General features: G+C 67.2%; 19 protein-coding genes. 10 read left to right on the top strand and 9 right to left on the bottom strand.

Going from position 1 to position 20,093, the window contains the following annotated elements; all coding sequences use genetic code 11:
- The first annotated feature begins 99 nt into the window (after positions 1-99).
- The gene (locus TX79_RS14550) at positions 100-957 is read left to right on the top strand and encodes a ribose-phosphate diphosphokinase (protein ID WP_049928159.1); all 858 of its coding nucleotides are present in this window, start codon (positions 100-102) and stop codon (positions 955-957) included.
- Positions 958-1,085: 128 nt separating this feature from the next.
- The gene (locus TX79_RS14545) at positions 1,086-1,628 is read left to right on the top strand and encodes a heme NO-binding domain-containing protein (protein WP_049928158.1); all 543 of its coding nucleotides are present in this window, start codon (positions 1,086-1,088) and stop codon (positions 1,626-1,628) included.
- A 28-nt stretch (positions 1,629-1,656) separates the two neighbouring features.
- Here the strand turns inward: TX79_RS14545 and TX79_RS14540 are convergent, their stop codons facing one another.
- On the bottom strand, positions 1,657-3,777 hold the full coding sequence (locus TX79_RS14540; RefSeq protein WP_049928419.1) for a CARDB domain-containing protein: 2,121 nt from the start codon (positions 3,775-3,777) through the stop codon (positions 1,657-1,659).
- Positions 3,778-3,975: 198 nt separating this feature from the next.
- Positions 3,976-7,275: an isoleucine--tRNA ligase gene (ileS, locus tag TX79_RS14535; RefSeq protein ID WP_049928417.1), complete on the bottom strand. Its 3,300-nt coding sequence runs from the start codon at positions 7,273-7,275 to the stop codon at positions 3,976-3,978.
- 295 nt (positions 7,276-7,570) lie between these two features.
- Between ileS and TX79_RS14530 the strand changes: the two genes are divergently transcribed.
- Complete coding sequence (locus TX79_RS14530) at positions 7,571-8,857, top strand: hypothetical protein (protein ID WP_154660528.1); 1,287 nt, start codon at positions 7,571-7,573, stop codon at positions 8,855-8,857.
- A 120-nt stretch (positions 8,858-8,977) separates the two neighbouring features.
- Here TX79_RS14530 and TX79_RS14525 read toward each other — a convergent pair whose 3' ends face one another.
- Positions 8,978-9,211 (bottom strand): hypothetical protein, encoded by a 234-nt coding sequence (locus TX79_RS14525; protein ID WP_049928155.1) that lies wholly within the window; start codon positions 9,209-9,211, stop codon positions 8,978-8,980.
- A gap of 159 nt (positions 9,212-9,370) precedes the next feature.
- On the opposite strand from TX79_RS14525, the gene TX79_RS14520 reads away from it, so the two are divergent.
- From TX79_RS14520 to TX79_RS14510, 3 genes are all read left to right on the top strand, one after another.
- Entirely contained in the window at positions 9,371-10,042 is a 672-nt protein-coding gene (locus TX79_RS14520) for a uracil-DNA glycosylase (protein WP_049928154.1), read from the top strand.
- Between the two features lie 81 nt (positions 10,043-10,123).
- Entirely contained in the window at positions 10,124-10,543 is a 420-nt protein-coding gene (locus TX79_RS14515) for an HIT family protein (RefSeq protein ID WP_049928153.1), read from the top strand.
- Between the two features lie 148 nt (positions 10,544-10,691).
- On the top strand, positions 10,692-10,916 hold the full coding sequence (locus TX79_RS14510) for a hypothetical protein (protein ID WP_049928152.1): 225 nt from the start codon (positions 10,692-10,694) through the stop codon (positions 10,914-10,916).
- A gap of 200 nt (positions 10,917-11,116) precedes the next feature.
- Here TX79_RS14510 and TX79_RS14505 read toward each other — a convergent pair whose 3' ends face one another.
- The 6 genes from TX79_RS14505 to TX79_RS14480 form a co-directional block, all read right to left on the bottom strand.
- Positions 11,117-11,611 (bottom strand): hypothetical protein, encoded by a 495-nt coding sequence (locus tag TX79_RS14505; RefSeq protein ID WP_049928151.1) that lies wholly within the window; start codon positions 11,609-11,611, stop codon positions 11,117-11,119.
- Complete coding sequence (locus tag TX79_RS14500; protein WP_049928150.1) at positions 11,601-12,278, bottom strand: nucleotidyltransferase domain-containing protein; 678 nt, start codon at positions 12,276-12,278, stop codon at positions 11,601-11,603. Before TX79_RS14500 ends, TX79_RS14505 begins: the two co-directional genes overlap by 11 nt.
- A gap of 118 nt (positions 12,279-12,396) precedes the next feature.
- Positions 12,397-13,386, bottom strand: coding sequence for an A24 family peptidase (locus tag TX79_RS14495; RefSeq protein ID WP_049928149.1), 990 nt, complete (start codon positions 13,384-13,386; stop codon positions 12,397-12,399).
- Positions 13,387-13,530: 144 nt separating this feature from the next.
- Entirely contained in the window at positions 13,531-13,920 is a 390-nt protein-coding gene (gene fer, locus TX79_RS14490; RefSeq protein WP_049928148.1) for a ferredoxin Fer, read from the bottom strand.
- 224 nt (positions 13,921-14,144) lie between these two features.
- Positions 14,145-15,356: an inorganic phosphate transporter gene (locus TX79_RS14485; RefSeq protein WP_049928147.1), complete on the bottom strand. Its 1,212-nt coding sequence runs from the start codon at positions 15,354-15,356 to the stop codon at positions 14,145-14,147.
- Positions 15,357-15,451: 95 nt separating this feature from the next.
- Positions 15,452-16,348 (bottom strand): EamA family transporter, encoded by an 897-nt coding sequence (locus TX79_RS14480; RefSeq protein ID WP_049928146.1) that lies wholly within the window; start codon positions 16,346-16,348, stop codon positions 15,452-15,454.
- Positions 16,349-16,495: 147 nt separating this feature from the next.
- On the opposite strand from TX79_RS14480, the gene serB reads away from it, so the two are divergent.
- The 4 genes from serB to TX79_RS14460 all read left to right on the top strand — a co-directional run bounded on the left by serB (position 16,496) and on the right by TX79_RS14460 (position 20,029).
- Positions 16,496-17,146 (top strand): phosphoserine phosphatase SerB, encoded by a 651-nt coding sequence (serB, locus tag TX79_RS14475; protein WP_049928145.1) that lies wholly within the window; start codon positions 16,496-16,498, stop codon positions 17,144-17,146.
- 72 nt (positions 17,147-17,218) lie between these two features.
- Positions 17,219-17,863, top strand: coding sequence for an SDR family oxidoreductase (locus tag TX79_RS14470; RefSeq protein ID WP_049928144.1), 645 nt, complete (start codon positions 17,219-17,221; stop codon positions 17,861-17,863).
- 97 nt (positions 17,864-17,960) lie between these two features.
- The gene (locus TX79_RS14465) at positions 17,961-19,445 is read left to right on the top strand and encodes an amidohydrolase family protein (protein ID WP_049928143.1); all 1,485 of its coding nucleotides are present in this window, start codon (positions 17,961-17,963) and stop codon (positions 19,443-19,445) included.
- 218 nt (positions 19,446-19,663) lie between these two features.
- A complete protein-coding gene (locus tag TX79_RS14460) occupies positions 19,664-20,029 on the top strand; it encodes a hypothetical protein (protein ID WP_049928142.1) in 366 nt (121 codons plus the stop codon).
- The last annotated feature ends 64 nt before the right edge of the window (positions 20,030-20,093 follow it).

Here is a 20,093-nt window from a genome sequence, read left to right as displayed (position 1 = left end):
GACGCACCGAGGACCGAGTCGACTCCGCGACGGAGTCGCCGAAGGACTGGCGATCCGGAGAACGAAAAGGGGTTTACCCCACACGCTGTGGGCTCGCATATGATCGTCAGCGGATCCGCGTCGCAGTCTCTCGCCGCGGCCCTCGCGGCCGAACTCGAGGAACCGCTCGCCGTCGCCGACTACGACCGCTTCCCCGACGGCGAACTGCTCGTGACCGTCCCCGAACTGGCCGACCGGGACGTCGATCGGGCCATCGTCGTCGCCTCGACGGTCTCGAGCGACGCCCACCTCGAACTGTTGCAACTGCAGGATGCGGCCCGCGAGGCCGGCGTCGACGAGGTCGTCACCGTGATCCCGTACCTGGGCTACGGACGCCAGGACGAGGCGTTCGAAGCCGGCCAGCCGATCTCGGCTCGCGCGGTCGCGCGGGCGATCTCGACCGGTACCGATCGCGTCCTGACGGTTACCCCGCACGAAGAGTCCGTCTGTGAGTTCTTCGAGCCGACGGCGACGGCCGTGGACGCGGCGGGCCGCCTCGCGGAGCCGCTGCCGGCGGACCTTGCGGACCCGGTCTTTCTCGCGCCCGACGCGGGGGCGATCGAGCTGGCCGAGACGGTCCGAGACGCGTACGGGGCCGGGACGACGGACTACTTCGAGAAGACGCGTCACTCGGGGACGGAGGTCGAGATCTCGCCCAGCGACGTCGACGTCGCGGACCGGGACGTGGTCGTCGTCGACGACATCATCGCGACCGGATCGACGATGAGCGAGGCCGTCGGCGTCCTCTCCGATCGGGGCGTCGGTCGCGTCGTCGTCACCTGCGTCCATCCCCTGCTGGTCCGCAACGCGGCGACGAAACTCGCGCGGGCCGGCGTCGAGGCGATCTACGGTACCGACACCATCGAACGGCCGACGAGCGCGGTCTCCGTCGCGCCTGCGCTCGCTCGAGAACTGTAACTGTAGCGCCGTCGGCGAAGGCATCCCGGCCGTCGTTTCTGTAACGAACCCTATAAGTTGCCACAAGCGTTACGTCCGTATCGACCGCTACTCCGACCACCCGAGTCGATAGCGTCCCACCATCGCCCATGCACGGAATCGTCCACAAGACCCTCGAGGAATACGTCGTCGACCGGAGCGACGAGGACACCTGGGAGGCGATCCTCGAGCAGGCCGACGTCGAGGCCACGCTGTACCTGCCGGTCTCGTTCTACGACGACGCGGAACTCGAGGCGATCCTGGCGTCGCTGTCCGAGATGGCGGTCCAGGATCGTCGCCAGATCGAACGCGGCTTCGGACGCCGCCTCGCGCCGGAACTGCTCTCGACGTTCGGCGCGCACGTCGCGGACGACTGGACGCTACTGGAGTTGCTCGCCGAGATCGACGAGGTCGTCGCGGACGTCGATGCGGCCACTGCGGAGACGTCCCTTCCGGCGGTCTCCGGGCACCGCGACGGCGACGAGGTGGTGGTTACCTACCGCTCGGAACGGCCCTACTGTGCGATCGCTCACGGGGTGTTGCTGGGACTTACCGACGCCGCGGACGCGACCGCGACGGTCTCGAAACTCGAGTGCGTGGACGACGGGGCCGACGCTTGTACGTTCCGCGTTTCCAGAGACGACGGGGAGTGACCGCTTCCCGCGGCTGCTCCCTCCCTCGTTACTGTCGTCGCGATCCGAGCAGCAGTGCTGCGAACAGGAGTCCTGCAAGCGCCGTAGCGAGGCTGAACCCGGGAACCTCCTCGAGTTCGGCCGGCGGGGGCGGCGACTCGACGGTGACGGAAGCCGTCGCGTCGGCGATCCCGACCTCGTACTCGGCCGTCGAGTCGAACCGCAGTTCCTGCTCGATCGTCGTCGTCTCGCCGCCCGCCAGCAACACCGGGTGTTCGCCGACGCTCCCCTCGTAGGTCCGTACGTGGAGGACGGCCGCCGCGGGGTCCTCGCCGGGGTTCTCCACGGTGGCCGTGGCGGTGATCGGCTCGCCGGGACGGGCCTGCTCGGGGTCGAACGACACCGACGTGACGGTCACCCACGAGTCGGTCGTGACGAACGCCGTCACCGTCTCGGAGCCGATCCGGAGGGTGTACTCGCCCGGTTCGGGCGGCGTCCACTCGAGGTCGACCACCGTCTCGTCGTCGACCGCGAGGTCGATCGAGGCCGTGTCGACGGCCTGGCCGTCGACCGTGAGCGTCGCGTCGGCGGTGCCGTTTCGATCACCGGTGTTGACGACGCTCGCCGCAACTGTCACGGTCTCGTCGGCTGGAACCGCCGTCACCGACTCCCCGTCGCGCTCGAGGAACGGCCACGACTCGTCGCCGGCCTCGAGGCTGTCGGCGGCCAGTCCGTACTCGAACGTCGCGCGTTGCAGGTCGAACGCTTCCTCGTGGGCCTTCCGGTCCCACATCTCGGGCGTCGCGTCCGTCCTCGTGTACTCCTCTGCGAGGTCCCGGAGGTCCTCGCCGCCTGCTTGCTCGAGGGCACCGAGGAACGTCTCCTCGGTGATCCGTTCGTCCGCGGCGTTGAACTGCCGGAACACGTCCTCGAGCGTGCGATCGCCGTCGGTCGCGAGACGGAGCTGTCGGTCGAGTTCGCCGTAGACGAGCCGCCCCTTGACGTAGTTCGTATTGGGGCTGTCCCACGTCGCGGGATCGGTGAGGACGCCGTCGGCGTAGAAGGAGCGTTCGCCGCGCTCGAAGAACTCGCGATAGTCGTCGAACGCGATCAGCCCCTTCTCGAGGGTGAGCGTCGCGGCGTAGTAGTCCGCCTGTGCCTCGACGAGCCACTCGGCTTCGGTCGTCGTCCCGACGCCCTCGACGTAGGGCTGGTGGACGTGGACGTACTCGTGGATCCAGGCGTTGTCCGCCGCCTCGAGCGGCGCGTCCGCACGGACCCAGGCGTCACCCTTACCCAACTGGAGGCCACGCGGCTCCCAGTCGACGGTGGTGGGCGCGGCGACGAAGAACGTCTCCTCGCTGCTCGCGCCGACGTCGAGGCGATGACTGCTCCAGGCCAGGGTCTCGAGGATCGCTTCCGGGTCGGGTTCGAGGTCGGCGGCCTCGGGGACGGCGAGTTCGATCGTCTCGGTGCCGACCGTTCGCTCGAAGACGGTGACCTCGCCGAGGAAGGCGATGTCGTTGCCCGCCGCTCCGGGGCCGTCGACGGTCACCGTCTCGTCGACGCCGATCGACGTCGTGCCACGCACCGAGATGCCGACCCCCGGAACCTGGACGATCCCCCACTCGCCGGTGTCGACGAACGTGTAGTCGCGCTCGGAACCCGCCGTCGAGCCCGTCGTCGTGGCCGCCACGCCCTCAGTGTCGGCTCCCGACGCGTGACCGACCTGGCCCGTCCGATTGGCCGGCATCGAGAACCGGATCGACGGGGCGTCGGTATCCCTGGTCCACTCGTAGGTTCCGTCCCCGTTCGGCTCGAAGCCGTCCATCGACTCGACCGTCGCCCCGTCGGCCAGCCGAACGTCGAACTCCAGCATCGATCCCGGGACGTCGAACGTCATCTCGGTCTCGAACGTTCCCGGTTCGTCGGGGAGCCGCCGCAGGGTCGTCGTCCGGTGGAGGATATCCTCCCTGTTGCTTGCCGCACGTCCGGCCACGCTTGCCGTCGACGGCTCGAGGAACGCGCTCGAGTCGACGACTCCGCTTCCTCCGTCACCGACCCCGGACACTGGCCCGCTACTCGCCGCTATCGCCGCGGTGCCGATTCCCAGCGGGAGGCTCGCGAACAGAAGCGCCACGACCGCGAGGAGTCCGACCCGTCGAATCACTACCCGTTCTTCGCCAATCACTCGGCATGACTTTTGTGGTCGATTGACCGTCAGCGAACCGGATCGTTCTCGAAGGCCAACACTAACGCTGGCGACGAGTTCTCCGCACGGAGTCGAGACGTGTCTCTACGGTGGATGGCCGACGGGTGACTGGACCGCTACTGAAACGCGAAAATACCCTTTCTCGAGCCTATCCCGTCAGTCCGACGCTTCAGCGGCCGCCAGCGGCTCGATCGCGATCTCCATCGCAACGCCTTCGACCTCCCACTCCTTGCGGTGGCCGTCGTCGACGGCGCGGAGTTCGTCCGCGCGGACTTCCTCGCGGATCAGGTCCTCGCGGTCGGAAACGAGGTCGGCCACGCGGTCGTCCTCGATCTCGAGGTCCAGGGCGATGCGCTCCTCGACGTCGAGATCGAGGTCCTTGCGCATCTCCTGAACGCGGCGGATGACCTCGCGGGCGTAGCCCTCGCTCTCGATGTCTTCGGTCAGCGAGGCGTCGACGTAGGCGACGCCGCGGTCGTCGCCGTCGAGGCCGAACGCGGTGCCGGCGACGTCGTCCGGCGTCTCGGTGACGAAGGAAACCATCGACTCCTCGAGCGCCGCTCGCGGCTCGTCGCCGCTCGCGTCTTCCGCGGAGCGTTGCTCCGCGCCCTCCTCGAGCACGTCCGAGACGGCCTCCTCGAGGGCCTCGAGCGAGGGCTCGTCGATCCGGGCCTCGTTGAGCGCGTTCATGACTTGCCCGGCCCGGTCGCCGAACGCGGGGCCGAGTTCGCTCATGTCGGCCTCGGCGCTGTACTGCAGTTCTTCCCAGCGGTCGTCGGCGGAGACGAGTTCGATCTCGCGGGCGTTGAGCCGATCCTCGAGCAGGGCGGTGTGGCGCTCGACGGCCGCGGCGACGCGCTCGTCGTCGGCGGCGACGACGACGCGCGGAACCGGCCAGCGCAGTTTGCGACCGGCCTGTTGACGGGCGTTCGCGCCCGCTTCCTCGATGGCCCGCAGGAAGGCGACGTCTTCCTCGAGTTGCTCGTCCTGCCAGTACTCCTCGATCGCAGGCCAGTCGCACATGTGGACGGTGTCGTGTTCGGCGTCGCCCGTGAGGGTGCCGTAGATCTCCTCGCTGATGAAGGGCGCGTAGGGCGCGAGTAGCGCAACGGTCTCGCGGAGCACGCGGTAGATCGTCGCGTAGGCGGCCTCCTTGGAGGCGCTGTCCTCTTCCTCCCACATGCGCTCGCGGACGGCCTGGACGTAGAACCGGGAGACGTCCTCGACGACGAAGTCGATGAGGGCGTCGACGGCCTTGTCCTGGCGGCGGTCCTCGAAGTGCTCGGTCATCTCGGCCTTCGTGGACTGCAGGCGGGCCAGCACCCACTCGTCGACGAGTTCGAGGTCCGAATCCACGTCCTCGAGCGTCGTCTCCTGCGGGTCGAAGTCGTCCAACCGCATGTAGGGAAGCGGGAACCGGAAGACGTTCCACAGGGTGCGGAGGTGGTTCTCCATCGTCTGCATCCCGTCCCAGTCGAAGCGCATGTCCTCGCCCTGCGGGTTGTTCGAGAGGAGGAACATTCGCATGACGTCGCGGCCGTGGCGGTCGATGGCCTCGTGGGGGTCGATGAGGATGTCCTTGGACTTGCTCATCGCGCGCCCGTCGGGCATGAGCGCGTGGCCGTGCATCAGGACCTCCTCGTAGGGGATCTCGCCGAGCGCGGCGCTGCCCATGCCCAGCTGCGACCAGAACCAGCCCCGCGTCTGGTCGTGGGCCTCGAGGATGAAGTCCGCGGGCCAGAGCTCGTCGAACCGGCTGTCGTCCTCGGGGTAGTTCAGGGTGCCCCAGGAGGCGACCGAGGAGTCGAGCCAGACGTCGAAGACGTCGGGAACGCGGGTGTAGGTGGTGCCGTCCTCGGTGATCGTGAGTTCGTCGACCGTGTCCTTGTGGAGGTCGACCTCCTCGGGATCGACGTCCTGGTCGACTCGCTCGGCGAGTTCCTCGCGGTCGCCGATAACGATCATGTCCTCGTCCGCGCGCCCGCCGGCGCGCTCTGGACTGCCGGCGGTAGCCGCCCCGTCGTCGTCCCGATCCTCGGGCGTCCAGACGGGCAGCGGGATACCCCAGTAGCGCTGGCGCGAGACGTTCCAGTCGGGCGCTTCCTCGACGAAGTCCCGGAAGCGATTATCGCGGGCCCAGTCGGGACTCCACTCGCTGTCCTCGATGTTCTCGAGCAGCTCGTCCTTGATGTCCGTGATCGTGATGAACCACTGGTCGGTGACGATCTGGACGATGCCCGTGTCACAGCGCCAGCAGTGGCCGTAGCTGTGGTGGACGGTGCCCGACGCGAGCAGCGCGCCGTTCTCGTCTAAGTCCGAGATGATCTCGTCGTCGGCGTCTTTGACGAACTGGCCCTCGTACTTGCCGGCCTCCTCGGTGTAGACGCCGTCGCCGCCGACGGGACAGAAGATCGGGAAGCCCAGTTCCTGCCCGCGCTCGAAGTCCTCCTCACCGTGGCCCGGCGCGGAGTGGACGAGGCCGGTGCCGTCGCCGTGGGTGTCGACGTAGTCGCCGGCGTAGACCTCGAGCGTGCCCGCCGCGTCGACGTGGTCGGGGACCTCCTCGGCGAGGGGGTGCTCGTAGGACCAGCCGATCAGTTCCTCGCCGGTCAGCTCCTCGACGATCTCGTAGTCCTCGTAGCGGCCCTCGCGGAGGACTTCTTCGTGTTTGGCCTCAGCGATATAGAGGAGTTCTTCCTCGTCCTCTTTCTCAGCGCGGACGCCGACGTAGTCGCCCTCCTCGTCGACGGCGACGAAGGTGTTCGCGGGGATCGTCCACGGCGTGGTCGTCCAGATGACGATCGAACCCTCGCGATCCTCGAGGTCGAACTTCACGTAGATCGAGGGGTCCTCGACGTCCTCGTACTCGACCTCGTTGTTCGCGATCGCGGTTTCACAGCGGGGACACTGCGAGATCGAGCGATGTCCCTTCTCGACCAAGCCGCGCTCGGCGGCCTTGGAGAAGCCCCACCAGGCGGCCTCCATGTACTCCGGCCGGACCGTCTTGTAGGGATCCGACCAGTCCATCCAGACGCCGAAGTCCTGGAAGTCCGCCTGCAGGCCCTCGAGTTGCTCCTCGGCGTACTCCTTGCAGGCCTCGATGAAGTTCTCCTCGCCGAACTCCTCGATGTCCTTCTTGTTCTCGAAGCCGAGTTCCTCCTCGACGCGGGTCTCGATGGGGAGCCCGTGCATGTCGTAGCCCGGCCGGTCGGTGACGTCGTACCCCTGCATCCGGAAGAATCGGAGGTAGACGTCCTTCAGCGTCTTGTTCCAGGTGGTCCCCATGTGGGCCGATCCGGAGGTGTACGGCGGCCCGTCGACGAAGAACAAGGGGTCCCCGTCCGATCGGTGCTCGACGGTCTTTTCGTAGGCGTCGACCTCGTCCCAGTACTCGAACACCCGCTGCTCGAGTTCGTGGGGTGCGTACTGGTCGTCGACCTCGGCGAACCTGCTCATACCTGGTGTGATTCGCTCCGTCATTAAAGGGGAATCGGTCCTGTGGGGCCGTTTCTCGAGGTCGATCGGCCAGGGGACGGATCGCGACGATTCGAACCGATCGTCACAGTCGTCGGGCGTCGCGAACGGCAGTCCGAAGCCGACGCCAGCAGCCAGCTTCCGGATCTCCCGTACGAACACTTGTCGGTTCGGCGAACTATAAACTTGGTATTACTGTCCAAGGAATTAAACGATCGTCTCGTTCGAACGGATCTCAGGGGAAGAAATTTGACAGCCTGGTTGCCTCTGAACGGGTATGAGTGTTGCACGGACGGTGGCAGTTACCATTCTGGGGATCGTCCTCGCGGCGTCGCTGGTCTCCGCGAGCGCGGCGGTCGCGATGGATCGGACGGTCCTCGACGCCGATCACGTGGCCGATACCGCCGAGGAGGAGGGCATCTACGAGGAACTGACGGCGCAACTCCACGCGGACCTCGAGCAGGATATGGCGGCGGGGAGCGACGAGTGGCCCCTCGAGCGGTCACAGGCCGACCTCGCCGCCGAGGCCTTCGACGAGGCGTACGTTCAGGAGCAGATGGAGGCAAACATCCGGCGGGCCTACGACTACCTCCACGGTGACGCCGAGGAGCTCCGACTCGAGTTGCGGATGGAGCCGGTCCGGGAGGCGCTCGTCTCCGAACTCGAGGCGGAGACCGAGGAGATCGACCTCGAGACCTTCGACGTGCCCGATGCCGGGGCTATCGAGGCAATGGCCGCGAGCGAACAGCAGTTCGAGCACCACCAGTCCGAGGCCCGCGAGGAGATCGAAGCCGAGGCGAAAGCGACCGCGAAAGCGGAGATCCAGGCCGAGACCGACCGGGAGTTAACCGAGGACGAACTCGAGCGGGCGTTCCAGGAGGAGTTCGACGACGAGGAGTTCGACCAGTACGTCGACGAGCAACTACCCACTATCCGCGAGGAACTCTACGCGGAGATGGACGAGCGCATCGCGTCCGAACTCGGCGACGACCGGGCCGCACTCGAGGAGCCGATTCGCGACCTCGGCCGGGCGTACGTCGACGCCCGGACGGAACTGATCGGGTACGACGAGTACGTCAGTCAGGTCGAGGACGCGAAAGCTGACCTCGGCGACGCCATCGTGTCGACGTTCGAGGCGGAACTCGAGGCGGAGCTTCCCGCGACGATCGACCTGACCGAGGAGGAGGGCTTCGACGAGGAACCACTCGAGGACGCTCGGGACGCCGTCTCGATCGTCGGGACGCTCGTGTTCGTCGTTCCGGCGGTGGCACTCGCCGTCGCCGGCATCGTCACCTGGCTGGCGTCGGCGTCGACAGCGGCGCTAACGGTCGGTGCGAGTTCGCTACTCTCCGGCTCGATCGGTCTCGTCGGTGCCCACCTCGCCAGCGCTGAACTCCAGTCGATGGCCGACGCGGAGGGCGATCGGATGGCCGCGTTCTTCCTCGAGGTAGTCGGCGGCTTCCTCGACGCGATCACGATCCAATCGGTCGTTCTCGTCGCGATCGGCGTCGGATTGGTCCTCCTCGGGGTCGCGATCCGGCGGGGGCTCGTCCTCGACGGGTAACGCGTCCGCCGGTTGCAAAGTCCGTCGCCCCGGTCTGGAGGTAACTGTCCGTTCTGCGAAGAAGGAGACGCTCCCGAACGCGGATCGTTCCGACCGTTTCTCGGCTCGATCAGCGGCCGACTACTGGGTCAGAACGCGCGTCAGCAGCTTCTGGTAGCCGATGCCGTAGACGCCGGCATACAGCATCACGCAGCCGATACCGGCGAGCCAGAGACCGACGGTCATCTCGCCGCCGCCGAGTTGTTGGATGCCGGAGTACTCGGCGATGAGACCGCCGCCGGTAAGCGCGGCTGCGACTGCGGTATACAGCAGTAGGGTAATCGATTCCACGAGCAGTTCCGGGTTGAGCGTCATTAGCGATAGATGCTCGCCAGCGAAGGTAAATTTGTCCCTCCGCCCGGGACCTGTCTCCCGGCTGAAACGAGTCGGAGCCGCGATACCGCAACGACCCGATCCCGCGTGTCGTCGGGCCGAACCGGCCGACCTAAATCGCTCGCGGCCCTTCCGTCGGGCGTGTCCCCACCTCCATCGAACGCCGACGGGTCGGCGGAGCCGTCGTTTCCGGCCGAACGGCACGTCCTCGAGCCCGGGTGCGATCGCTGTCCGGGGCTCGTCGAGTCCCGCAACTGCATCTCCTGGGGGACCGGTCCCTCGGACGCGTCGATCGTCGTCGTCGGCGAAGCCCCGGGCTACGGCAACCCCGACGCCGATCGCTGGCAGGGCGGCAACTGGACGGGCAAGGCCTACACCTCCCGTCACTCCGGCCGGCGGATTCGCCGGCTGCTCGAGACGGTCGGCTACGGCGACGAGGCCTACTACACGAACGCGGTGAAGTGTTATCCGGCCGATCCGGACGAGCCGACGAGCAACCGCGAGCCGACTCCCGCAGAGCGGACGAACTGCCGCACGCACCTGCTGACCGAACTCGAGACCGTCGAGCCCGCGGTCGTCCTCGCGACCGGAAAACACGCCACGACCACGGTCCTCGCGGCCGAGGGACGGGACCTCGAGGGGTTCCTCGAGACCGTCCTCGAGCCGATCGACTGCGATCGCCTCGACGTCGCACTCCTGCCGATCCTGCATCCCTCCTACCAGGACGTCTGGATCGGTCGGCTGGGCTACGACGCCGACTCGTATCGCGAGGCCGTCGCGGAGACGCTCGCGAGTTGCCTCGAGTCGGCGTGACGACGCGGCACACGGGTGAGGGCAGGTGGGACGGAGCCGTCGCGAGTAACCTTCTTACGGCGAGCCGACACACACTCGCGTATGAGTACGATCTTCAGCCAGATCGTCGAGGGGGAGATCCCCGCCCGGATCGTGTACGAAGACGAGACGACGATCGCCTTCCTCGACGCCAACCCGCTGGCACCGGGGCACACCCTCGTGATCCCCAAGGAGGAGTACGAACGGCTGAACGACCTCCCCGAGGACGTCGCCGCGGACCTCTACGCGACGATCCACCGGCTGGTGCCCGCCGTCGAGGACGCCGTCGACGCCGACGCGACGACCGTCGCGTTCAACAACGGCGAGGAGGCCGGCCAGGAGGTGCCCCACGTCCACTGTCACATCGTCCCCCGCTTCGACGACGACGGCGCTGGCCCCATCCACGGGCTGTTCGGCGCGCCCGAGGACCTCCCGGACGACGAACTCGACGAGATCGCCTCGGAGATCGAGTCTCGAGCCTGATCCCGCCGGCTCGTGGGGTGCTCGTCGCTCGAACGGAGGCGACCGTTCGAGGGAGTCGCTGGCCGACTCGAGTCGAGGCGGACGCGCGAGGTCGCGACTACTCGAGCGCCACCGTGAGCGTTTTGTCGGCTCCACGTGACGCTCGGGTATGATCGCCAGTATCGTCGCCCGGTTTCGCGCCCACCCCGTCGCCACGGCGCTCGAACTCGGGAGCGTCTGCGTCTGTGTCTTCCTCTTCGTCGCGACGGTCGGGTTGCTCGCGACCGGGCCGCCGAGAGGGTCCGGCGAGCCGTGGCTCGTCCTCGTCGGCATCGGGGCGTTTTTCGTCGTCTTCTGGACGGCGCTGGTGCCGTTGTACGACCGACTGCTGTAACCGGGTAAGTACGAACAATCGGGACGGCATCGACTGTCCTTCGACTCCCACACGCCCTGTCGGTAGACGAACCGATCGGCGGTCGTTCTCGAGCGACTCGGGTGCGCGGACGTGATCGGTCTCGCCGAAACGACCGACGGATCCCGCGAGTTCAGCAGGTGACTGAAACTCGGAGGCGCCCGAGGTTGTTGAGTTTCCTGTTACTCACAACAACAGTCCGACGAGAGCGAAGCGAAATCCAGAATGTACTGGTGGACGTCTTCGGCGAACGAGAGCATCGTCGTCGCTTGTTTCGAACTCGCCGGGGCATCCCGATAGTAGACAGCGGCGCGGTTTTGGGCCCAATGCTCGGCTAACCGATCGGCGAACTCGCGGCTGAAGAGGTTGACTTCCGCGGCACGTTCGTACGCTTTCGTATGCCCGTATCTGGGGTCCCGTGCTTCCGCGTAGCCCCGTTCCAGCAGGAACGCTTGAATACTCCGCTCAACGGCGACGAAGGACGCTTCGATGACGACGGTGTAGTACCCGTTTCGTTCCCGTAGCGTCCGCGCCGCCGTCAGTAATCGGCAGGCCTTTCGCAACTGAATCGTCGCCTCGTCCTCGACGTCTAGTCCCGTTTCGACCGTCTGTCCTCGCGTCTCCCGGAACGCCTGCTCGGCGGCCGTCAACGAGTCGTCGACGTAGCTATCGTCCATCGGTGAGCACCTCGTCCTGGAGTTGCTGGAGCTCCGGCGATCTTCGAACCGTAATCCCTTCGGTGAAGATCTCTCGCAGCCGGCTGCCATACTGGCCGGCAGTGTCGACTGACTCGACGAGAACGTGGAAACCGTACCGATCACCGTCGTACGTACGTTCGTTGAGTTCATCGACGACTTCGTGGGCCGCTTTTTGCGCAGTTGCCTGGGTCGATTCGACGAGTACGAAGCAATCGATATCGCTCTGCCGGTCTGCCTCCCCTCGAGCGACGCTCCCGAAGACGACGACTCCGAGAACCTCATCGATCGTCTCGGTGAGTTCGGTCACGAGGTCCCGAACGGGTTCGTGAAACTCCGATTGCGGGATCGAGAGCACTGGATCGTCGGGTTTGTCCAACCGATCGGTATTGATCCGGACGAGTCGTTTCGGACCCTCGTAGGTGGAGGTGACGAGGTCGACGGCTTCCAGATCGTCGACCGCCGACGAGACCGTCTTGTGCGTCGTGTCGATGATTCTAGCGAGTTCCCGAATGCCGTACTCCGAGTCGGGACGATCCGCGAGCACCGAGAGGACGGCCGCCGTCGCTTCGTGACGGAAGATCTCCGGATGGGTGACGGGTACCGGCATCGCGATTGTCGTTCCGAAGTGGTTACTGAGGGTATCCATGGTTATTGAGAGTATCCGAACTCGGTTAGTTCTACCGATGGCTGCGATACGGACTCACCACCCAAAATCTAACGAGTACGTAGCGACAGTCCTGAAATTCGGTTCGACGGGTGTTTTGCTACAGCACCAGCCCCAGCAGCAGATCGCCGTAGGTGAACGCGATCACCATCCCCAGGAAGACGGGGACGAGAAACGGCATGCCGGGGGAGATCCAGACGGTCTCTTTCTGTACGAGCGTCTCGAGGCCCTCCCGGAGTTCTTCGGGCGTCGTTCCGTACGCGCCGTGATCGATGTCGTCGAGGAACGCCTCGGCACCCCAGGGATCGTCGTACGCTGCGTCTCCGTCCGTGCGCTCGGTTTCGGCCGTCGCGCCGCCGTCGACGCGGACGTCGGCCGTCACCGCGCCGTCGGTCGGCGGGTTCGGCTCCTCGGGGAGCGTGGCCGGATCCCGAAAGCGGTCGGGAGCCTCGCGGACGTCGGCCAGCGAGAGGCCGCGCCAGCGGAGGTACATCCGGAGCGCGTCGAGGTCGAGGCCGCTCCGGGAGACGCCGTCGGGCGACTCGAGCAGCGTGCCGTGGGTTTCGGGAACCTGCTCCCACGAGATGGGCCAGCCGATGACCATCACGGTGCCGAACCGGCCCGCCGCGGCGTTTCGGAGCGCGAGGGCGACGGGAATGAGCATGCCGCCGATGACGGCGTTCGTCAGGATCGTAAAGGAGAACGCGCCGATCGGCGGCGTCGAGAGGGGCAGCGTCCAGTCGCCGACGGCGTACTGGGGAAACGTCGGGAACAGCACCGCGAGCACCATCAGGGCCTTCGCGTCGGCACCGCCGAAGCCGCCGACCCACCAGAACAGGTAGGCGATGGGGACGACGAACCCGACGCTGATCGCCGCCGGTAGCAGGAACTCGTGCGTCCAGACGGTCCCGCCGGCGTTGCTGGCGAGCCAGCCCTCCCAGACCAGGAGGGCGGCCCCGAGCAGGGCGAGCGGGATCCAGACCTCGCCCGAAACCCGTCGGGTCTTGATATCGCGGACGGCGATCCAGGCGAAGACGGGCAGGGCGACGAGCCGCAGGAGGTCGGGAACCGACGCGAACGCGAGTGTCACACCTCTTGGTGGGAAGCGGGGTCTCCTTACGCTTTCGGCTCCCGGCGTGGCGGCGGCTCCGCTGGGCCACGGCAGCGCGACTCGAGGAACGACCGTCGACCTCGTACGAACCGTCCAAAAAATCGCGTTGGAGTCGGAGCCAGTTTAGATGACGCGGTTCTGCAGGTAGTCGAGGTGCTTCGCGTTGTAGACGATCTTGACCTCGTCGGTCTCCGGGGAGCCGATGCAGGTCAGGCGGACGTTCTTCTCCTCGACCTCCTCGTCCGAGAGGATCTGCTGCATGTCCATGTCGATCTCGCCCTCGACGACGATGGCGGCGCAGTTCGCACAGGCACCCGCACGGCACGAGAAGGGCCAGTCGTAGCCCTGTGCCTCGGCCGCCTCGAGGATGTACTCGCCCTCGGCGACGTCGAGCGTGCCGTAGTCCTCGTCGTCGAGGCCTTCGTCGGCAGCCTTCTCGAAGACGTCGGGATCGTAAATGTCCCATCCCTGGTCGTCCACTACTTCGTAGTTGAGGTATTCTACCGTGGGCATCACTCGAGGGTTCACGTCCCGTACTGGTATAGCTTGCTGTTCGGTCCTAAATTGTTTTTGAGCCAGAATCGAGCAGTTTGGAGGAAATACTGTCCACGTGTGTGAGAATTTCCCGCCATATTCGGGGTTGGACTGGTGGGATCTCCCGATTCCGCCCTGACAGCCGCAGGTGTTGCCGGTGGGGGCCGAACTCGCCGTCTCGCGTGTGCGAAGCTGGGTCTGCCTTAGAATCCGAAGATGGGGACGAACCGGAACGTGAGATACGCGCCGATCGTCGCCAACACGGGGACGAAGTTCTGGATGAGGATCACGCGGGCGGTCGTCGAGGGATCGAACAGTTCCGAGGCCTTCGGGATGTCCTCGACGGCCTCCTCGCCGATCGCGGGGGCCTGTTCACCCTCCTCCTCGGCGGTCAGCGCCCCGACGGAGACGGCGGTTTTCTCCTTGCCGCGGACGGCGTCCGAGACGGTCGTCGTTCGGGTCGCTCGGCCCCAGCCGAGGCCGATGATGCTCATGGTCGCGACGATCACCAGCTGGACGGGGATGCCGATCGCCGACAGCAGACTGACGATGGTCGCCGAGACGGTCATCACGATGACTGCGGCCGTCAGCGGCAGGTTCGTGATGTCGTTGCCCATCGTCTCGAGCGTCCGGCGGGCGATCGTGAACGCGCCGATCGTGACGGCCACGCCCGCGATGATGACGCCCCACTCCATGTTCGAGAAGGTCGTCAGGACGCCCTCCTCGAACGCGAGGGCGTTGCTGCCGACCAGCGGGGCGACCGCGTTCGCGACGTTCGATGCGCCCGAACTGAACGCCATGTAACAGCCGATGGCGACGACGATCAGCGAGCCGACGACCTCGCGTCGCTCGGTCCCTTCGACGGCGCTCACACGGGGAATGGTCGAGGAGCGATCGACCACCCAGAGGTGCGTCTCGCGCCGCGAGATGGCGACCCACTGGTTGATCCGCGGGTAGAAGTAGCGGCCGATGACGCCGCTGACCCAGAAGGCGACGATCGGCGCGACGACCCACCAGGAGACGATCTCGCCCATCTGCGCCCAGTTGAGCGTTCCCGTCGCGAGGCCGAGGCCGGCGATCGCGCCGACGGCGGTCATCGACGTCGACGCCGGCACGCCGAAGAAGTTCCCGAAGAAAAGGGCCGCGCCGATGAAAAACAGGATCGCGATGCCGGTCTCGAGGGTGAGCATCCCCTCGGCCTCGATGATGTCCTCGCCGAGAGTTTCCACGACCGCCGGTCCGATGAGCCAGCCGCCAACGAAGAAGAAGATCGACATCAGTACCGCTGCGCCGAGTTTCGAGAGGACGTGTGCCCCAACTGCTGGGCCGAACGAGACCCCGGCCGTCGCGCCGCCGATGTTGTAGCCGACGAAGATCGCGACGGCGATCCCTACGATAAGGAGTACTTCCGTCACATCACCCAATTAGGGAACCGGTCTCAAAAAACGCGCCCATTTCGGCCGGTTCTCGCCGCAGGGTTCGACCGGCGACCTGTAGACGGCCGGAGAAATCAGAGCGTGATCAGGACGGCCCCGACGACTACGAGGACGGCACCCGCGACGACGCCGCGGGTTACCCGCTCGAGATCCCGCAGGAGGACGGCGGCGAACACCAGCGTGAAAAACGGCGCGGTCGCCACGAGGGGGTCGACGATGGCGATGCGACCGCCCTCGAGACCCAGCGCGGCCATCAGGCCGAGCATCGCGGCGGTCGTCAGGACGCCGCTGACGGCGAAGTACCGGTACGACGACCTGGGTTTCGCGAGGGCGTCCCGACCGCCGACGGCCGCGACGTAGGCCGCGAGCGCGACGAGACCGGCCGTCTCGTTGATCGCAACGGCCTCGAGCGCGGAGATCGGCGTCTCGAGCATGCCGTACCGGCGGGCGACGTTGGCGACGGCGAAGGTGGCGGCGGCCGCGAGCGGCCACAGCAGGTCCCGCGGCTCCCAGCCCTCGCGGTCGCCGCCCTGCGAGACCGTCAGGATCGAGAGGCCCACCACGAGGACGACGACGCCGAGACCGGTCACCGGTCCCAGCGGCTCGCCGAGCACGGCCAGCGCGACGGCGGTCGCGAACAGCGGCCGCGTGCTCAGGATCGTGCTGTTGAGACTCGCGCCGACCCTGTCGACGCCGACGAAGATGGTGATCCGTCCCAGGGCCGTCCCGACGACGCCCGCGAAGACGAAGACCGCGAGCACCTCGAGCGTGAGCCCCGCGAACGCACTCGAGCCGTAGAGCGCGGCGATGACGAGCCAGTAGATCGCCGAGTCGACGACCACGACGACCAGCGAGGCCTGGACGGAGCCGCCGCCGGCCGCCATCCCGCGTTTGTCGAAGATGGGCGTCAGCCCCCACAGGACCGCCGGGACGAGCGCCAAGGCGACGACCTCGAGCGTGGCGCTCGTCATCGCGGCCGGTCACGGGCGCGTCGATCCCACGTCATCGTCTCACCGTAGTTGCGGGCAGCGACCGGGTGAACGTTGGGGTGGCGGCAACGGGGATCTGCTCGAGCGAAAACCAGAACTGGGTTATCCGGCGGGCCGCAATCGAGGCGCATGACAGTCGTCGCCTTCGACTTCGACGGGACGCTCTCGGACTCGGAGATGACCGTGTTGCTCGGCGACCGCTGCGGGGTCGCCGACGAGATGGCCGCGATCACGGAACGCTCGATGAACGACGAGATCGACTACGCCGAGAGCCTGCGCCAGCGGGCGGCCCTGCTCGAGGGGCTCTCGGCCGCGGAAGCCGACGCCGCCTTCGACGAAGTCGTACTCCGCGAGGGCGCGGCCGATCTCATCGCCGACCTCGACGCGGCGGGGGTCACCACCGCCATCCTCACCGGCGGCTTCGAACGCGGCGTCGCGGCCGCCCTCGAGCGCGAGGGGGTCTCGGTCGACCACATCGTCTCCAACCGCCTGCCCCGGACCGAGGACGGCTCGGAACTGACGGGCGAGGTCGAGGGACCGCTCATCGAGGGCACGAAGGACGACGCGCTCGAGGACCTCGCGGACGACGTCGGCGTCGACCTCTCCGAGACGGTCGCCGTCGGCGACGGGGCCAACGACCTCCCGATGCTGCGGGTCGCCGGCCTCTCGATCGGCTTCGACCCGAAACCGGCCGTCGAACCCCACTGCGAGGTCGTCGTCACCTCGATGGCCGAGGCGCGCGACGTCCTGGTCGACCGGGGCGTCCTCGAGGACGACTGAGCCGATCACGACGCGCGCCACACGGCGGGTGCCGTCCCCACCACTTTTGCGTCGGCCGTCGTCGCCCCTGCCATGCGCGTCGCAGTCTTCGGTGCGAACGGCGGCATCGGTCGCGAACTACTCCCCAGACTCGCCGAGGCCGACCACGAGCCGATCGGGGTCGTCCGCGACGAGTCCCAGTTCGACGCCGTGCGCGAGCGCGGCGGGGAGCCGCGGCTGGGCGACCTCGAGGGCGCGTTCGAGTCGGCGCTCGAGGGGGTCGACGCGGTCGTGTTCACGGCGGGCTCCGGCGGTGACACGGACTGGGGCAAGACGCTGTTGATCGACCTCTGGGGAGCGCGACGCACCGTCGACGCCTGCGTCGAGCGCGGCGTCGACCGCTACGTGATGATCAGCGCGTTCGGCGCGAGCGAGCCCCTGGGCGACCCCGAAGAGATGCGCCCGTACTGGGTCGCCAAACGCTGTGCCGACGACTTCCTCGAGCAGTCGCCGCTCGAGGCGACGATCCTCCGCCCGACGGCGCTGACCGACGACGAGGGGACGGGTCGGATCGCGGCGACCTTCGAGCACCGCGAGGCGGGCGAGCACGCGATTCCGCGCGCGGACGTCGCCGCGACGGTCGTCGCCTGCCTCGAGACCGACGAGGCGGTCGGCGAGACGATCAGGCTCTTCGGCGGCGACACCCCGATCGAGAGCGCCATCGATCCCGACGGGTAGTCCGCGTCGTCGCTGTCCGATGGGCTGGAACGGTACCGTCCCGGAGTATGCTACACCAACGTCCAACTTCGCTCGTGTGGTTCGCTCGGGCGGACCGATGCCGGAGGAATCCTATCGAACCGACGCGGACGTCTCGCGGCGAAGCTACCTGGGTGTGGGCGGCGCACTGGCGGCGCTGTCGTTCGCCCCGGTCGGCGGCGCGGCCGACGATCGAGGGGACGAACGGGGGCGACCCGCCGACTCGTCCGACCGGATCCTGATCGAGAACGGGACGGTCGTGACTGTCGATCCGGACCTCGGTACCCTCGAGGACGCCGACGTGCTGATCGAGGACGGGCGAATCGAGGCCGTCGACAGGGGGATCGACGCCGAGGGCGTCGAGCGGATCGACGCCAGCGACGCGATCGTCGCCCCGGGATTCGTCGACGCCCACCTGCACGCCTGGCAGGCCGGCGTCCGCGGCGTCGCCAGCGACTGGTCGTTCATGGAGTACCTCGACCTGATGCTCGGCGAGGTCAGCGCCCACTACGAACCCGCCGACGTCTACCTGGGCAACCTCTTCGGGGCGCTCGAGCAGCTGAACGCCGGCGTGACGACGATTCTGGACTGGTTCCACGTCGCCAATTCGCCGGGCCACACGAACCGGGCGATCGACGCGCTCGAGGACGCCGGCATTCGCGCCGTCTTCGCGCACGGACCGCCGGGCGACGACAGCGATCTGTGGTGGGAGGAGAGCACGGAGCCCCACCCCGACGACGTCCGCCGACTCGCCGACGAGCGGTTCCCGACCGACGACGGCCTGCTCACCCTGGCGCTGGGGATCCGCGGCCCCGACTACTCGACCGCGGAGGTAACCGCCCACGATATCGAACTCGCCCGCGAACTCGGCGTTCCGGCGTCGATGCACATCGGCTCGCTCGGCCCAGGCGGCGTCGAGACCCTCGAGGAACTCGACCTACTCGGTCCGGACCTCAACTACGTCCACGGCAATCGCCTCACCGCCGAGGAGTTCGCGCTGATCGGCGAGTCGGGCGGCTCGGTGACGACCACGCCCGAGGTCGAGATGCAGATGGGAATGGGGATGCCGCCGCTGCGGGAGACCCTCGAGGCCGGCGCGATCCCCTCGATCGGCGTCGACATCGTCTCGAACGTCAGCGGCGACATGTTCACGCAGACGCGGTTCGCTCTGCAGACCCAGCGGGCGCTGGACAACCAGCCGACCGTCGAGGCGGGTGAACAGCTCGAAGACGTGTCGCTGACCGCCCGCCAGGCCCTCGAGTTCGCCACCATCGACGGCGCACGAGCGCTCGGCCTCGAGGACGAAATCGGCTCGCTGACGCCCGGCAAGCGCGCGGACGTCGTCCTCGTCCGTACGGGCGACGTCAACACGACGCCGGTTCACGACCCGGTCGAAACGCTCGTCTTCCAGGCGAGCGTCGCCGCCGTCGACACCGTGCTGGTCGACGGCGAGATTCGCAAACGCCACGGCGACCTTCGCAACGAGACCGGTCGAACCCGTCGGGAGCAACTCGTCCGCTCCGGCCGTCGGGTGCTCGAGCGCGGCGGCGTCCTCGAGCGGTAGTTTCGGCACCGCGTTCGAAATCTTCCGCTACCGCGCGTGGACCGATCCGTTGTCGGGACCGGCGACCGGTAACCCCTCGTTGATCGTCCGTCCGCCGCTCGCACCGGGCGTGCGAACAGTCAACATCCTAATTGCCCGGAAACAGTGAATATAACCGCCAAGAACCGATTTCAGCACCGAACGAGTTATTAACTCGAGGCCGAGTAAGGTGTTGTACGATGATGTGGCAAGATTTCGTCTTCATGGTTGGAAGCGGCCTCTCGATCGTGTTCCTCGCGCCGACCCTGCGCGATGCGAGCGCTCGCGTCCCGCTGGGTACGAGCCTCCCCTCGATGGCCATCGGGTTCGTCTACGGCTTCACGTTCTTCACCCTCGGGATGACGTTCTCCGCGGCCGGCGCGCTCTCGGCGGGTTCGATGTGGGCGCTCATCGCGATGTTCCGCTCGCCGACCGCCCGACGCTTCGCGGAATCGACCGGCCTCGCCCTGTTCGCCAGCGACGTCCAGCGCTGGGCCGCCCGCCGACGCTCCGGACACGCGCTCGCCGACCAGTACGTCTCCGTCGACAACCACGGCAACCGCTAGGCGCTTCGGCTCTCTCCGTTCGTTTCCGGCGTGTTCGCTTTCGCTCCTCCTCTTTTCGGGACCT

The sequence above is a fragment of the Halopiger goleimassiliensis genome (assembly GCF_000455345.1).
Classification (GTDB): domain Archaea; phylum Halobacteriota; class Halobacteria; order Halobacteriales; family Natrialbaceae; genus Halopiger_A; species Halopiger_A goleimassiliensis.
The sequence above is the reverse complement of the archived record's forward strand: the minus strand, read 5'-3'. Positions and strand labels throughout refer to the sequence as shown.